General features: G+C 65.5%; 13 protein-coding genes. 3 read left to right on the plus strand and 10 right to left on the minus strand.

All coding sequences use genetic code 11. The annotated features are described in order from the left end of the window. Positions 1 to 48: 48 nt before the first annotated feature. From IFT67_RS09450 to ruvB, 3 genes are all read right to left on the minus strand, one after another. Entirely contained in the window at positions 49 to 1,017 is a 969-nt protein-coding gene (locus IFT67_RS09450; protein WP_192146804.1) for a helix-turn-helix domain-containing protein, read from the minus strand. Positions 1,018 to 1,125: 108 nt separating this feature from the next. Then, positions 1,126 to 3,399, minus strand: a complete 2,274-nt coding sequence (gene ptsP, locus IFT67_RS09455; protein WP_192146806.1) for a phosphoenolpyruvate--protein phosphotransferase — start codon at positions 3,397 to 3,399, stop codon at positions 1,126 to 1,128. 252 nt (positions 3,400 to 3,651) lie between these two features. After that, the gene (gene ruvB, locus IFT67_RS09460) at positions 3,652 to 4,677 is read right to left on the minus strand and encodes a Holliday junction branch migration DNA helicase RuvB (RefSeq protein ID WP_056061260.1); all 1,026 of its coding nucleotides are present in this window, start codon (positions 4,675 to 4,677) and stop codon (positions 3,652 to 3,654) included. Between the two features lie 54 nt (positions 4,678 to 4,731). Between ruvB and IFT67_RS09465 the strand changes: the two genes are divergently transcribed. Next, a complete protein-coding gene (locus IFT67_RS09465) occupies positions 4,732 to 5,640 on the plus strand; it encodes a 2-hydroxyacid dehydrogenase (protein WP_192146808.1) in 909 nt (302 codons plus the stop codon). A gap of 235 nt (positions 5,641 to 5,875) precedes the next feature. On the opposite strand, the gene ruvA is transcribed toward IFT67_RS09465, so the two are convergent. From ruvA to IFT67_RS09490, 5 genes are all read right to left on the minus strand, one after another. Continuing rightward, positions 5,876 to 6,475 (minus strand): Holliday junction branch migration protein RuvA, encoded by a 600-nt coding sequence (gene ruvA, locus IFT67_RS09470; protein ID WP_093399715.1) that lies wholly within the window; start codon positions 6,473 to 6,475, stop codon positions 5,876 to 5,878. A 71-nt stretch (positions 6,476 to 6,546) separates the two neighbouring features. Continuing rightward, positions 6,547 to 7,536: a hypothetical protein gene (locus IFT67_RS09475; protein WP_107963178.1), complete on the minus strand. Its 990-nt coding sequence runs from the start codon at positions 7,534 to 7,536 to the stop codon at positions 6,547 to 6,549. 346 nt (positions 7,537 to 7,882) lie between these two features. Next, the gene (ruvC, locus tag IFT67_RS09480) at positions 7,883 to 8,389 is read right to left on the minus strand and encodes a crossover junction endodeoxyribonuclease RuvC (protein ID WP_056061275.1); all 507 of its coding nucleotides are present in this window, start codon (positions 8,387 to 8,389) and stop codon (positions 7,883 to 7,885) included. 210 nt (positions 8,390 to 8,599) lie between these two features. Then, positions 8,600 to 9,343, minus strand: a complete 744-nt coding sequence (locus tag IFT67_RS09485) for a YebC/PmpR family DNA-binding transcriptional regulator (RefSeq protein WP_056051712.1) — start codon at positions 9,341 to 9,343, stop codon at positions 8,600 to 8,602. 30 nt (positions 9,344 to 9,373) lie between these two features. After that, positions 9,374 to 9,919 (minus strand): DUF1003 domain-containing protein, encoded by a 546-nt coding sequence (locus IFT67_RS09490; RefSeq protein WP_121884269.1) that lies wholly within the window; start codon positions 9,917 to 9,919, stop codon positions 9,374 to 9,376. A 113-nt stretch (positions 9,920 to 10,032) separates the two neighbouring features. On the opposite strand from IFT67_RS09490, the gene IFT67_RS09495 reads away from it, so the two are divergent. Further along, positions 10,033 to 11,496: a helicase HerA domain-containing protein gene (locus IFT67_RS09495; protein WP_121904341.1), complete on the plus strand. Its 1,464-nt coding sequence runs from the start codon at positions 10,033 to 10,035 to the stop codon at positions 11,494 to 11,496. A 188-nt stretch (positions 11,497 to 11,684) separates the two neighbouring features. Next, entirely contained in the window at positions 11,685 to 11,975 is a 291-nt protein-coding gene (locus tag IFT67_RS09500) for a GIY-YIG nuclease family protein (RefSeq protein ID WP_192146810.1), read from the plus strand. Between the two features lie 161 nt (positions 11,976 to 12,136). On the opposite strand, the gene IFT67_RS09505 is transcribed toward IFT67_RS09500, so the two are convergent. Both IFT67_RS09505 and IFT67_RS09510 read right to left on the minus strand, forming a co-directional pair. After that, positions 12,137 to 12,379 carry a DUF2312 domain-containing protein gene (locus IFT67_RS09505; RefSeq protein WP_197942503.1) on the minus strand — a complete coding sequence of 81 codons (243 nt, stop codon included), beginning with the start codon at positions 12,377 to 12,379 and terminating at the stop codon, positions 12,137 to 12,139. Positions 12,380 to 12,560: 181 nt separating this feature from the next. After that, the gene (locus tag IFT67_RS09510) at positions 12,561 to 12,881 is read right to left on the minus strand and encodes a DUF1244 domain-containing protein (protein WP_192146812.1); all 321 of its coding nucleotides are present in this window, start codon (positions 12,879 to 12,881) and stop codon (positions 12,561 to 12,563) included. Positions 12,882 to 12,955 lie beyond the last annotated feature (74 nt).

Genomic DNA, 12,955 nt, shown 5'->3' on the forward strand with positions numbered 1-12,955 from the left:
TACCCATCCTGTCGCCAGCCTTAAGACCCTGGCGATGGTCGGCTGCAATCACGGATTGGGCGTTGCCGTAGCGGCGGGTGGTGGATTGGCGGCTGCGTCCAGATTGGCGCGCTGCGTTTCGCTCAACGGACGACGCGGCGTGCGGGGACGGCTTGCAGTACGCGACCGCTCCGTCGAACGCGTTGAAGTCGCTCCGGTCGCGGTCGGCGTGGCCTGAGGCTCGGGCGTGCCGGCAATCCGCGCGGCGATCGCCGGCGCCCCCACCGACACGTCCTTGATCGCGCGCTCGCCCGTGCCGAGCGCAGGGGCAGCGGCGCCGTTGAGCGTCACCGCCAGCTTGTCCGCACGACCGATGTTGATCTTCGGATCCTTGGCATCCTTCGGCACGTCGAACTTTTCGCCGGGCTTCATCGTGCCGAGGTACAACGTCTTGTTGTCGGCATCGTAGACGCGCATCCATACCTCGTCCGAGGCAGTCAGCGTGACCTGCCCGTTGGCAGGCGTGGCCGGCGCAGGGACCGGTTGCGCGGTCTGCGCGGCGGGGTTCGGCGCGGTCTCGGCGATCGGCGTCGTGGTCGAGGCGTTGTTCGAACCACGGAACATGTCGGTGCCGTACCACAGCCCGACCAGCACCAGCACCGCGATCGCGATGCCCAGCGCGACGATCGCCAGCCCGCGCGACGGCACGCGCGACGGATCGGTCATCTCGTACGGTTCGTATTCGGGCTTCTTGCTGCCCAGCTTCGCGACGTCGCTACGGACGATGTTGGCGATCTGCACCTCGTCGATACCCATCGCGCGGGCATAGGCGCGGCTGAAACCGACCGCGTAGGTCGAGGACGGCAGCGTGGAATAATCGGACGCCTCGATCGCTTCGAGGTGACGCAACGGCACACGAGTACGCGTCGCGATATCCGCGACGGTCAGGCCCTGCGCCTCGCGCGCCTTGCGGAGAATGTCGCCAGCACGCTCTGGTTGAGCGGGTGCTGCGTTCTGGCCGGTTTCGACCTCGTCCATTCTTGTCTCCGAACACGGGTGCGTAGCGTTTCCCGCCATGGCACCCGTCTTTCAGAGGGCCCCAGCCGTGTCAACGCACCGCGCGTCTTAACCGCAGCTTTCCGCCGATCAGACGATTTCGACGCCGTTCTCGGTTGCCCAGGTCGTCAGCGCACCGCGCATGTCGCGCGGGGGGTTGGCCAGCAGCCCTGCCATGTATGCAGTGAGCGCGGCGCGATCGAGCGAGCGCGTCATCGCCTTGATCGGGCCGACCGCCGCGGGGGTGATCGACAACCGCTCTATGCCGAGCCCGATCAGCGCCATCGCCTCCAGCGGACGCCCACCCATCTCGCCGCAGACCGCCAGGTCGACACCCGCCGCGCGGACCGGTGCGACCAGCCGCGCGATGAAGCGGAGGATCGACGGGCTGAGCCAGTCGTAGCGCTCCGCGAGTTTGGGATTGGCGCGATCGGCGGCGAACAGGAACTGCGTGAGGTCGTTGGTGCCGATCGACAGAAACTCGATCTTCGGCAGCAGGATGTCGAGCATCTCGGCGAGCGCCGGCACCTCCAGCATCGCACCGTAGCGGATCGCCAGCGGCATCTTCCGCCCGCGCCCTTCGAGCCACGTCCGCTGTGCCTCGAACAGCACACGCGCCTCGTCGAATTCCCACGGCTCGCTGACCATCGGAAACATCACGTTGAGCGTGCGACCGGCGGCGGCTTCGAGCAACGCGCGCGCCTGCACCTTCATCAACCCGTCGCGCTCCAGGCCGAGGCGCAGCGCGCGCCAGCCCATTGCCGGGTTCTCCTCGTCGGCATCTTCCTTGTTAAGATACGGCAGCGCCTTGTCGCCGCCGATGTCTACGGTGCGGAAGATCACCGGGCGATCGCCCGCCGCGTCGAGCACTTCGCGGTAGAGCCGTTGCTGGCGCTCGCGTTGCGGCAGCGTGGCGGAGACGAGAAACTGGAACTCGGTGCGGAACAGGCCGATGCCGTCCGCGCCGGTGACGTCGAGCGCGGCCACGTCGTCACGCAGGCCTGCGTTGACCATCAAGGTCAGGCGGTGGCCGTCCTTGGTGATCGGCGGGACGTCACGCAGTGCAGCGAACGCCGCCTTGCGCTTCTGACGCATCGCGAGCCGCGCCTCGAACGCCTCCTCCATCGCCGCCGAGGGGCGTGCGAAGACGTTGCTCTCGGCGCTATCGAGCAACAGCATGTCGCCTTCCGCGACGAGCCGGCGGATGTCGCGGACGCGGCCTAGTACCGGCACGCCCATCGCGCGCGCGACGATCGTGACGTGCGCGGTGAGCGAGCCCTCCTCGAGGATCACGCCCTTCAGCCGTCGCTTGTCGTATTCGAGCAGTTCCGCAGGCCCAAGGTTGCGCGCGATGAGGATGGTGTCCTGGCGCAGGCCCATCTGCGCGGCGGTACCCATCTGGCCCGAGACGATGCGGAGCAGTCGGTTCGACAGGTCCTCCAGATCGTGCATCCGGTCGGCGAGCAGCGGATCGTCGATCTGGCGCATGCGCTGGCGGGTGCGTTGCTGGACGCGCTCGATCGCCGCCTCCGCGGTGAGACCGGAGTCGATCGCCTCGTTGATGCGCCGTGCCCAGCCCTCGTCATAGGCGAACATCTTGTAGGTCTGGAGCACTTCGACATGCTCGCCGCCCACGCCGAATTCGGCCTCGCGGGTCATCCGGTCGATGCCTTCACGCATCTTGTCGAACGCCGCATAGACGCGGTGCCGCTCGGCGTCGGTGTCCTCGGCGACGGTGTGTTCGATATGGATGCGCGGCTGGTGATAGACCGCGTAGCCCGCGCCCATGCCGTCGACCAGCTTCTGGCCAGGGATGCGCATCGCCGCGGTCGACTGCGGGCGATCCGCGCCGCCGCCGGTCGTGTCGATCAGCCCCGCGTTGGCGATCAGTTCGGAGAGCACCATCGCCACCGTCTGCAACGCCTCGATCTCGACGTCGGCATATTTGCGGCGGTCGGTGTGCTGGACGGCCAGCACCCCCACGGAGCGCTCGCGGCGGATGATCGGCACGCCGGCAAAGCTGTGGAAGCGATCCTCGCCGGTCTCGGGCTTGTAGGCGAAATCGGGGTGGCTGGCGGCTTCGTCGAGGTTGAGCACCTCGACGTCCTCGGCGATCGTGCCGACAAGGCCTTCGCCGAGCGCGAGCTTGGTGACGTGGACCGCCGCCTGATCGAGGCCGCGGGTCGCGAACAGTTCGAGCACGCCTTCGCGCAACAGGTAGATCGAGCAGACTTCGCTGTCGATCGCGGTGGCGATGATGCCGACGACGGCGTTGAGCTTGGCTTGCGCGGACGTGCGCGACGCCATCACGTCGTGAAGGCTGGTGAGGATTTCGCGGGCGGAGGCGGCGGCCGAAAGGGGCATTGGGGTTGGCTATCAGATGAAGCGCTTGGGTGCCACGCAACAAAAGCAGTGTCGCACCCAAGTTCGATCGATCTGTGGGTGTGGATCCTTACAAGGAAGTTTCGAGGTCCCATGCCCGATGGCCGTCATCCCAGCGAAAGCTGGGATCTTCCCGTGGGACTGGCCACCCCCCGGCACCCTTCAACTAGGGGACCCCAGCTTGCGCTGGGGTGACGATTTTAGGTGGAAGCGATCACGGGTCCGTCGACACTCTTACGCGTCGAACAGGCCGTCCTGGCTGCCGGCTGGCGGGTTGAGGCCGAGGTGCTTCCACCCTCCCGCATTCAGGAACCGACCGCGAGCGGTGCGCGCAATCAGACCCAACTGGATCAGATATGGCTCGATAACTTCCTCGATCGTGTCGCGCGGTTCGCTGAGACCTGCCGCTAGAGTTTCCACACCGACCGGGCCACCGCGGTAGATGTCGGCGATCATCATCAGATAGCGGCGGTCCATCGCGTCGAGCCCAAGCGAATCGACTTCCAGCCGGTTTAGCGCAGCATCCGCCGCCCGTGCATCGACCGTCTCATGCCCTGCGACATTTGCGAAATCGCGCACCCTTCGCAGCAACCGCCCGGCGATACGCGGGGTCCCCCGCGCACGCCGCGCAATCTCCATCGCGCCATCCTTTGCGATGCCCAGCCCGAGCAGCCCTGCAGCGCGCGTCACCACCCGCTCCAGTTCCTCGACCGTATAGAATTGCAGCCGCACCGGGATGCCGAAGCGATCGCGTAACGGAGTCGTCAGCAACCCCTGCCGCGTCGTCGCACCGATCAGCGTGAACCGCGGCAAGTCGATCCGCACCGATCGCGCGCTCGGCCCCTCGCCGATCATCAGGTCGAGCGCACGGTCCTCCATCGCCGGGTAGAGCACCTCCTCGACCGCGGGCTGCAACCGGTGGATTTCGTCGATGAACAGCACGTCGCCATCCTCGAGATTGGTCAGCAGCGCGGCGAGATCGCCCGACTTGGCGATCACCGGCCCCGAGGTGGCGCGAAACCCGACTCCCATTTCGCGCGCGACGATCTGCGCGAGAGTGGTCTTGCCGAGTCCCGGCGGCCCGAAGAACAGCACGTGATCGAGCGCATCGCCACGCGACTTCGCCGCCTGGATGAAGATGCGCAGGTTCTCGCGTGCGGCCTTCTGCCCGACGAATTCGTCGAGCGTCTTCGGGCGCAGCGCGGCGTCGACGTCTTCGGGACGCTTGGCGGCAGTCAGGATGCGGTCTGTATCGGTCACACCCCCGCGATAGCGCGCTCGCGGTGAAGGGGGCAAGGCGGCTATGAGGCGATCATGACCAACCAAACCGCACGCCCCCAATTGTATCTGCTTGCCGGAGTCTCGCCCGCGCTGGAGGCGACGCTCGCCGCGCGCTTTACGCTGCACCGCAAGGATCCACCGGCGGAAACGCGCGCGATCGTCGGTGGCGGGAGCAGCGTGGTCGACGCGGCACTCCTGGACCGCCTGCCTACGCTGGAGATCATCGCGATCCACGGCGTCGGCTATGACGGAATCGACCTTGCCGCAGCCAAGGCGCGCGGCATTGCGGTGACGACGACGCCCGACGTGCTGACCGACGACGTCGCGGACCTCGCGATCGGGCTGATGCTGGCTGTGCAGCGGCGGATCGTCGCGAACGACCGTGCGGTGCGGGACGGCGGGTGGCAGGTCGATCTCGCGCGCCGGGCGACCGGGCGACGGATCGGGATCTTCGGGCTCGGCCGGATCGGGAGGGCCATCGCCAAGCGTGCCGCGCCGTTTGCGAACGAGCTCCATTATACCGCGCGTTCCGCCAAGCCGGATTTCGCGGGCGTATTTCATGCCGACATCGCTTCGCTTGCGGGGGCGTGCGACGTGCTGATCATTGCCGCACCTGGCGGCGAGGCGACGTCGCATATCGTGGATGCGGGTGTTCTCGCGGCGCTTGGCGAGGACGGTATTTTCATCAACATCGCTCGCGGTAGCTTGGTCGACGAACCGGCGTTGGTGGCGGCACTTCTGGACGGGACGATCGCCGGGGCGGGGCTCGATGTGTTCGCCGACGAACCTGCGGTTCCCGACGCGGTCAAGGCGCTGGATCAGGTTGTCCTGTCACCGCATCAGGGTAGCGCGACCGTCGATGGGCGGGCGGCGATGGCGGCTCTGGTGGTTGCGAACCTCGATGCACATTTCGGGGGGAAAGCGTTGCTTACACCGCTCTAAGGACGAGGCGAACTTTCTACGAACACCGCCCGAGTCATCTCCGTCATCCTGACGAAAGTCAGGATCCAGGGTTGTTCGCGTTGCCGACTACGGCTCTGGATCCAGACTTTCGTCAGGATGACGGACTAATGGCGCTCGATAGCGTTCTCCTGCACACGCAGGAGCCCAGGGTAACGGGGCGCACGGATGGTGATCCTGGACTCCTGCGTACGCAGGAGAACCGCACGCACGAACCCTACGCCTTAGACGCCTTGCGCAACGCCAGCCGCACCAGCGCGTCGAGCGAAGCCCCAGGCCCCAGCTCCTCGTCCGCCGCCGCCACCGCGACACTCGCCTCGTTCGGGCGGAACCCAAGGTTGAGCAATGCCGACACCGCATCCGCCGATGCGCCCGGCGCGGCGTTGACCACCGCCGGCCCGAGCCCAAGCGCGATGCCGCCGACCTTGTCCTTCAGTTCCATTACGATGCGCTGTGCAAGCTTCGGCCCCACGCCGTTCGCGCGCGCGACCATCGCCTTGTCGCCACTCGCGATCGCGCGGCTCAGGTCGACGGGCTCCAGCGCCGACAGGATCGCGAGCGCGACGCGGGCGCCGACCCCCTGCACGCCCGTCAGCAACCGGAACCAGTCGCGCTCGTCTGCGCTCGAAAATCCCACGAGCCGTTGAAAATCCTCGCCCACCAGCAATTCGGTGAACACGGTACAAGCCTCGCCGATTGGGCCTAAGGCCGACAGCGTGCGCGCCGACGCACCGACCAGATACCCGACGCCACCGACGTCGATCACGGCATGGTCGATACCCGTTGAGTCCAGACGTCCCTTGAGATGCACGATCATTCGGCATGCGGTAGATCAAAGGAGGAGCGTCGTCATCCAGTCAAAATCTGCTCTCCGCACTTCACGGCTCGTTACACGCTCGGCCGCAACCGATCTTCCCCGGTAGTCGATCGCCCCGTGACCGGCGCAGGCGGTTTCACGACGCCGTGAAGGGCCTGGGTCGGAGCGCCGATCACGGCAGCGCGCGCGCGCAGGCTTGCCCTCAGAAATACCGTGTCGGATGCCACGAAACGCCGCGGTGTCGTGCCAAGGAAGGTGCCCGCGTCGCGCAGGAAATGCGAGGCATCGAAATAGCTGCTGTCGATCTTCGAATAGTCGGCCATGCCGTCCGTCCGGATCAGCCCGATGAACGACCGGAGAAACCGCGCGCGACGCAGCAGCAGCTTCGGCGGCATGCCGAAATGCCGCGTCGCCATGCGCCGCAGTTCGTGCGTCGGGATATCGAGTCGATCGGCGACGTCCTTCATCTCGATCACGCCGTCGGTCACCGTCAGCGCGGTGAAGGCGCGGATCAGGTCTTCGCGCGGGTGCGCTCGCTGGAACAGCGGGCCGAGAACCGCGTCGAGCAGCGGCTTGATGAACGAGTCATCGTCCAGCGCATCGAGCCCCTCGATCAGACGCGCGGAAAGCTCTGCACCGAGCACTGCCGACAATGGCGTGACCCGATTGTGGAAATCACCTGCCGACCGGGCCGTCAGTCGCGACCAGCCCAGCGCGCTCAGGCCGATGCCCACGGCGATCCCACCGGTCGTTTCCGTCCGGAAGGCGCGGCTGGTAGGGCCGTAGAAACTGGCGCGATCGACTGGCCCGAACCGGTGATTGCCGATCGATACGGTCAACGGGCCCGCATCGACCACGACCGAGATCATCGCTGGGGCGGGCAGATACCAGTTGAGCATCGGCGTACGATCGTCCGATGCATAGATCGCATAGCCCGTCAGATATTCGGACAGGCTGGGATCGGGGAGATCGTACCGCATCCGCATTCCGGGTGGCATCGCAAACGCGCCTGCCGGAACATTATGGCTGTTGGTGCCGCCGCTTACCTGATCGAGGTTCATCGCTCTACCTTGATCTATATTAAAAATTAACCATGGCGCGACTGCCACACTGTCATCGGTCTGGCCAGAAAAACTTTAATGGCCGGTAAGTCTTGGAATTTGCATCCGTTATTGACCCAAATCTAGAAACGCATCGAGCACGCGGAGTGTCAGTCGGACAGTCCGTCTTAGTTACGATCGTCGTCCGTGAACGCCGTCGATAAGTTCTGCGGGGAGCAGTTTACCTGCCAACTCTAGATGTCGGACTTTGTCCGATCTCAGCGTCATGATCGACGTTTGACAAAGACTATCACGCATCGCCGGGTCTTCAAAGCTTCTAAGACCGAGCCGGACGCGCCGGCGAGGATCAGGCGCCGATACCGGATCGCCGCGCCAAGGCGGCGGCACTCGCGACGTGATGCGCATGCGTGATCGCGACCGCGAGCGCATCGGCGGCGTCGGGCCCGGCAAGCTTGGCGCCGGGCAGCAGTACCGCCATCATCGCCTGGATCTGCTTCTTGTCCGCGCCGCCGGTGCCGACGACGCCCTTCTTGACGGTCGAGGGGTGATATTCGCCGATATGCAGCCCTGCACCCGCCGCCGCGAGCAGGACGACGCCGCGCGCCTGGCCAAGCTTCAACGTCGATTGCGCGTTGGTATTGCCGAGCACTTCCTCGACCGCGGCACCATCGGGGCGTTCGGTGCGAATGACGTCGATCAGCGCATTGTAGAGCGCTGTCAGGCGGCGAGGGAGCGCCATCGATGGATCGGTCTTGATCTGGCCGTTGGCGATATGGCTCAGGCGGTTGCCGTCGGCGCGAATAACGCCCCAGCCGGTGGTGCCGAGGCCAGGGTCGAGTCCTAGGATGATCATGAGAAGAAAGAAGATTGGTTCGCGCGGAGGCGCGGAGGCGCGGAGGGGATGCGTTCCTGGCGATCGTCTCGCGTCAGCGGGACTTTCGATTCTCCGGGCCGGCCGACAGAAATGAGGCCGCTGGCGCGGAGGACGTAGCCACGAAGCGCTACTCTCCGCGCCTCCGCGTCTCCGCGCGAACCAACCTTCTTCATCTCAACCCCGAGCCGTTCAACCGAGCGTCTCCATGATCTCGTCGGAGATCTCGTAATTGCCCCAGACCGTCTGCACGTCGTCGTCGTCGTCGAGCGCGTCGATCAGCTTGAACAGCGTCGCCGCGTCGTCCGCACCGACTGCGACCATCACCTGCGGACGCCAAGCGAGCTTCGCGCCTTCCGCCTCGCCGAGCTTCGCTTCCAGAGCCTTCGCCACCTCGTGGAGGTCGCCCTGCGCGGTCCAGACCTCATGCCCGTCCTCGCTGGACGTGACGTCCTCGGCGCCCGCCTCGAGCGCCGCTTCGAACACCGTGTCGGCATCGCCCGCGCTCGCCGGATACGAGATCAGCCCGACGCGATCGAATGCGTGGCTGACCGAACCGCCCGCGCCGAGATTGCCGCCGTTCTTGCCGACCGCGACGCGCACGTTGGTCGCGGTGCGGTTGCGGTTGTCGGTCAACGCCTCGATGATCAGCGACACGCCGCCGGGGCCGAAGCCCTCATAGCGGATCTCTTCGTAATTCTCGGCATCACCGCGGCTCGCCTTGTCGATCGAGCGCTGGATGTTCTCCTTGGGCAGCGACGCCGCCTTGGCCGCGTTCACCGCCGCACGCAGGCGCGGGTTCATGTCGACGTCGGGCAGGCCCATCTTGGCCGCGACCGTGATTTCCCGGCTGAGCTTGCTGAACGCCGACGAGCGCTTCTTGTCCTGCGCGCCCTTGCGGTACATGATATTCTTGTATTTGGAATGGCCTGCCATCGGTGCCTCTAATAGCCTGATGCGGTGGCTTTAGGACGGTGAGGCCGTTTTCGCCAGAGCGTCGATCTTCTGCTCGATCGCGTCGAGCCGCGCCAGCACCAGATGATCGATCTTGTGGTGGACGCGCAAAATGTCGAGTTCGGCGCGCAGGTTGGTCTCGTAGTCGAGGCTCGCCGCCAAGCGATCCTTCGCCGATTGCCGGTTCTGGCTCATCATGATCACCGGCGCCTGGATCGCGGCGACCGTCGACAGCATCAGGTTGAGGAAGATGTAGGGATACGGATCGAACGCCGCGCCGAAATGCGTCAGGATATCCGAGTTCAGCAGCATCCAGCCGAGCAGCACGACCGTAAAGGCGATGATGAACGCCCATGATCCACCGATCGCCGCGACCCGGTCCGACAGGCGTTCGCCGAACGTCGATCGCTCGTCCGACACGTCGGCGGCGTCGCGGCTGACGGTGGTACCCGATTCGATTCCGGCGAGGACGCGGCGTTCCTCGTCGTCGAGGTCGCCCGGCGCCTTGCCCAGCAGTCGCTGCGAGAGATCGGCGAGCAGGGATTGTTTCGTAGCCATGTTTTGCGCCCTAGCCCGGAATGCGGATTATGCCAGTGCGCAAAGCCCCCACTTGCGACGGAAGCGACAAAGACTCCTTGCTCCCACACGCCCGCACCTGCCAAACGCGCGGCATGACGGTTAGCGTGAATATGGGCACCGACGGCAATGGTACTGCCGTCGGCGTCGACCTGGAGGAACTACTCGCCACCCGCCTGTTGGTGCAGGGCAATTCGGGCTCGGGAAAATCGCATCTGCTGCGCCGACTGCTCGAGCGATCGGCGGGGCACGTCCAGCAGATCGTGATCGATCCGGAGGGCGATTTCGTAACGCTCGCGGGGCCGCACGGTCATGTCGTGATCGAAGCCGGCGACTATAGCGAACGCGAGATCGCACGCATCGCGACGCGGTTGCGCGAACATCGGACGTCTGCGGTGCTGAGCCTTGAGGGGCTTGAGGTCGAGGGCCAGATGCGGTGCGCCGCGTCGTTCCTCTCCGCGCTGTTCGATGCACCACGCGAGCATTGGTACCCGGTGCTCGTGGTGGTCGACGAAGCGCAGATGTTCGCGCCGGTGACGGGCGGCGAAGTCTCGGAAGAGGTCCGTCGCGCGTCGCTGGCGGCGATGACCAACCTGATGTGCCGTGGCCGTAAGCGCGGGCTCGCCGGGGTGATCGCGACGCAGCGTCTGGCGAAGCTGGCGAAGAACGTCGCGGCGGAAGCGTCGAACTTCCTCATGGGCCGAACCTTTCTCGACATCGACATGGCGCGCGCGGCAGATCTGCTCGGGATGGAGCGACGCCAGGCCGAAGCGATTCGCGATCTCCAGCGCGGCACGTTCATGGCGCTCGGGCCGGCAGTGTCGCGTCGGCCGATCACCGTGAAGATCGGTGATGTCGCGACCTCCGCACGCAGTGGCAGCCCCAAGCTCACCCCCCTCCCCAGCGCCGCGCCGATGGACCTTCAGGACCTGCTGTCCGAGCCGGTGGTCGACGCGCCCGAACTCGGCCTGATGTTCGATTCGCGCCCACGTCGCGTGCCGGCGGAGGAACTGCTCGACGGCATCGCCCGCCCGCCCGAGCCACGCACCGCGGCGCCGCCGCCGCCCGAGAAGACCGACGACGAGGTCGAGGCGGTCTACGCCGACGTCTTCCGTGCGATCGTCGAGGATCCAGAGTCGACGCTGCGGCCTCCGTCGGTGCTGTTCCAGGATTTTCAGGTACGCTGCCGGATGGGCGGTCTCGCCAAGCCGCCGCTCGATCTCCCCGGCTTCGTGCGGCGCCTGAGCTGCGCCCGCGCCGGCATCTTCGACATGACCGACGAAGCCTGGACGGCCGCCCTCGACGTTGCGAGCGGGCTCCCCGACGACATGCTCGGTGCGTTCCTTTTGGTGGCCCGCGCGGCACGTGAAGGCGAGCCCTGCCCGTCCGACGCGCGCATCGCGGCCACGTACGGCACGAGTTCGATCGGCCGGGTTAAGCGCCTGATCGGCTACATCGAAAGCCGCGAACTGATCGTGTGCCGCACCGATCTCGCCGGCAAGCGCTCGATCACGATCCCCGGGCTGGGCTGGACGACGCTACCGGCGGAAGCGGCATAAGGTCTCGCTGGCGCGTCATTAGATTGACTCCCCCGTCGTTCCAGCGAAAGCTGGGATATTCTGCGGCGAGGAGCGCGCCCGTCCTACTCAATACGGGCCGTTAGGCGGGCATGCTCCTCCTCGCCGCAGGAGATCCCAGCTTTCGCTGGGATGACGGGCGGGTCTAATTGACGGTTGGGAGGCTCGATATGGCGCATGGCGGTTGGGTCTACATGATGGCGAACAAGCCGTTTGGCATGTTGTACATCGGCGTGACTGCGTACCTGGCTTCACGCGTGCATCAGCATCGGATTGATACCGGCTCGGCGTATTGCAGACGCTACGGTTTGAAGATGCTCGTGTTCGCCGAGCAGCACGAGACTATTCAGGACGCGATCGCTCGGGAGAAGATGCTGAAGGCTTGGAAACGGTCGTGGAAGGACGAATTGATCGCGACGATCAATCCTGAGTGGGCGGACCTTTACGACCAGCTTCATTGAAGCGGTCACCCAACCCATAAACCGTCACCCGAGCGAAAGCTGGGATCTCCTGCGGCGAGGAGGAACGCGGCCTGACATACAACCAGCGCTGCGTAGCTTGGAAGCGCTCCTCGCCGCGGAATATCCCAGCTTTCGCTGGGATGACGTTCAATCAGAAATCCTCAGATCATCCCCAGCGCCTGGAGATACACTTCGAGGATCGCTTCCTCCTCCTGATATTCTTCCTTCTTCTTCTTCCGGATCGACAGGATTTTCCGAATCGCTTTGGGGTCGTACCCGCGCCCCTTGGCTTCGGCCATCACGTCCTTGATGTCGTCCGAGATACCCTTCTTCTCTTCTTCGAGACGCTCGGCGCGCTCGATCAGCAGGCGCAGTTCGTCCGCTGCGACCGCGCCGCCGCCCATGCCGTGTTGCCGTTCGTCAGACATCGAAAATTCCCCACTCGCCAGCGCCCACGCGCCGGTCAAAAGCCAATCAAGATACAAGCCCGCACCGGTGATCGCCGTCCGGAGACGTCCTGAATCATGCCGAATTGGGTGCGGGCCTGCGTCTAGGCGTTTACCGTGTTAGGCTCAATCGCCTGAATCAGACGGCCCCGTTTTTGGGCGCGTTCTTCGCGACGCTTTCCTTCATTCGCGCGAGTTGCTCGGGGCTCGCGTCGCCTTGGTGGTGCGCCTTCCACTCCGCGTACGGCATCCCGTACACCGTTTCCCGCGCCGCATCCTTCGACATGCCGCCGGCCTCTTCGACCCAGTCCGACAGGCAGTTGCGGCAGAAACCGGCCAGGCCCATCAGGTCGACGTTCTGCGCGTCCTCGCGGTGGCGGAGGTGGCGGATCAGGCGACGAAAGGCCTGCGCCGCTACGGCATCATCGAGTGTGGCAAGCGAGTCGCTTTCGGGATTCATTCGTATGCTCCGTGGTTGATCCCGCGGAGATAGGGTTTAAGGCCCGTCGCGGCAAAGACCTCCCCCAGGAAACG

The organism is Sphingomonas sp. CFBP 13728, assembly GCF_014841895.1.
Classification (GTDB): domain Bacteria; phylum Pseudomonadota; class Alphaproteobacteria; order Sphingomonadales; family Sphingomonadaceae; genus Sphingomonas.

Bases quoted from the DNA above. Each gene is read 5' to 3' on its own strand.
- IFT67_RS09450 (WP_192146804.1), bottom strand. From the start codon at position 1,017: ATGGACGAGGTCGAAACCGGCCAGAACGCAGCACCCGCTCAACCAGAG.
- ptsP (WP_192146806.1), bottom strand. From the start codon at position 3,399: ATGCCCCTTTCGGCCGCCGCCTCCGCCCGCGAAATCCTCACCAGCCTT.
- IFT67_RS09465 (WP_192146808.1), top strand. From the start codon at position 4,732: ATGACCAACCAAACCGCACGCCCCCAATTGTATCTGCTTGCCGGAGTC.
- ruvA (WP_093399715.1), bottom strand. From the start codon at position 6,475: ATGATCGTGCATCTCAAGGGACGTCTGGACTCAACGGGTATCGACCAT.
- IFT67_RS09475 (WP_107963178.1), bottom strand. From the start codon at position 7,536: ATGAACCTCGATCAGGTAAGCGGCGGCACCAACAGCCATAATGTTCCG.
- ruvC (WP_056061275.1), bottom strand. From the start codon at position 8,389: ATGATCATCCTAGGACTCGACCCTGGCCTCGGCACCACCGGCTGGGGC.
- IFT67_RS09485 (WP_056051712.1), bottom strand. From the start codon at position 9,343: ATGGCAGGCCATTCCAAATACAAGAATATCATGTACCGCAAGGGCGCG.
- IFT67_RS09490 (WP_121884269.1), bottom strand. From the start codon at position 9,919: ATGGCTACGAAACAATCCCTGCTCGCCGATCTCTCGCAGCGACTGCTG.
- IFT67_RS09495 (WP_121904341.1), top strand. From the start codon at position 10,033: ATGACGGTTAGCGTGAATATGGGCACCGACGGCAATGGTACTGCCGTC.
- IFT67_RS09500 (WP_192146810.1), top strand. From the start codon at position 11,685: ATGGCGCATGGCGGTTGGGTCTACATGATGGCGAACAAGCCGTTTGGC.
- IFT67_RS09505 (WP_197942503.1), bottom strand. From the start codon at position 12,379: ATGGGCGGCGGCGCGGTCGCAGCGGACGAACTGCGCCTGCTGATCGAG.
- IFT67_RS09510 (WP_192146812.1), bottom strand. From the start codon at position 12,881: ATGAATCCCGAAAGCGACTCGCTTGCCACACTCGATGATGCCGTAGCG.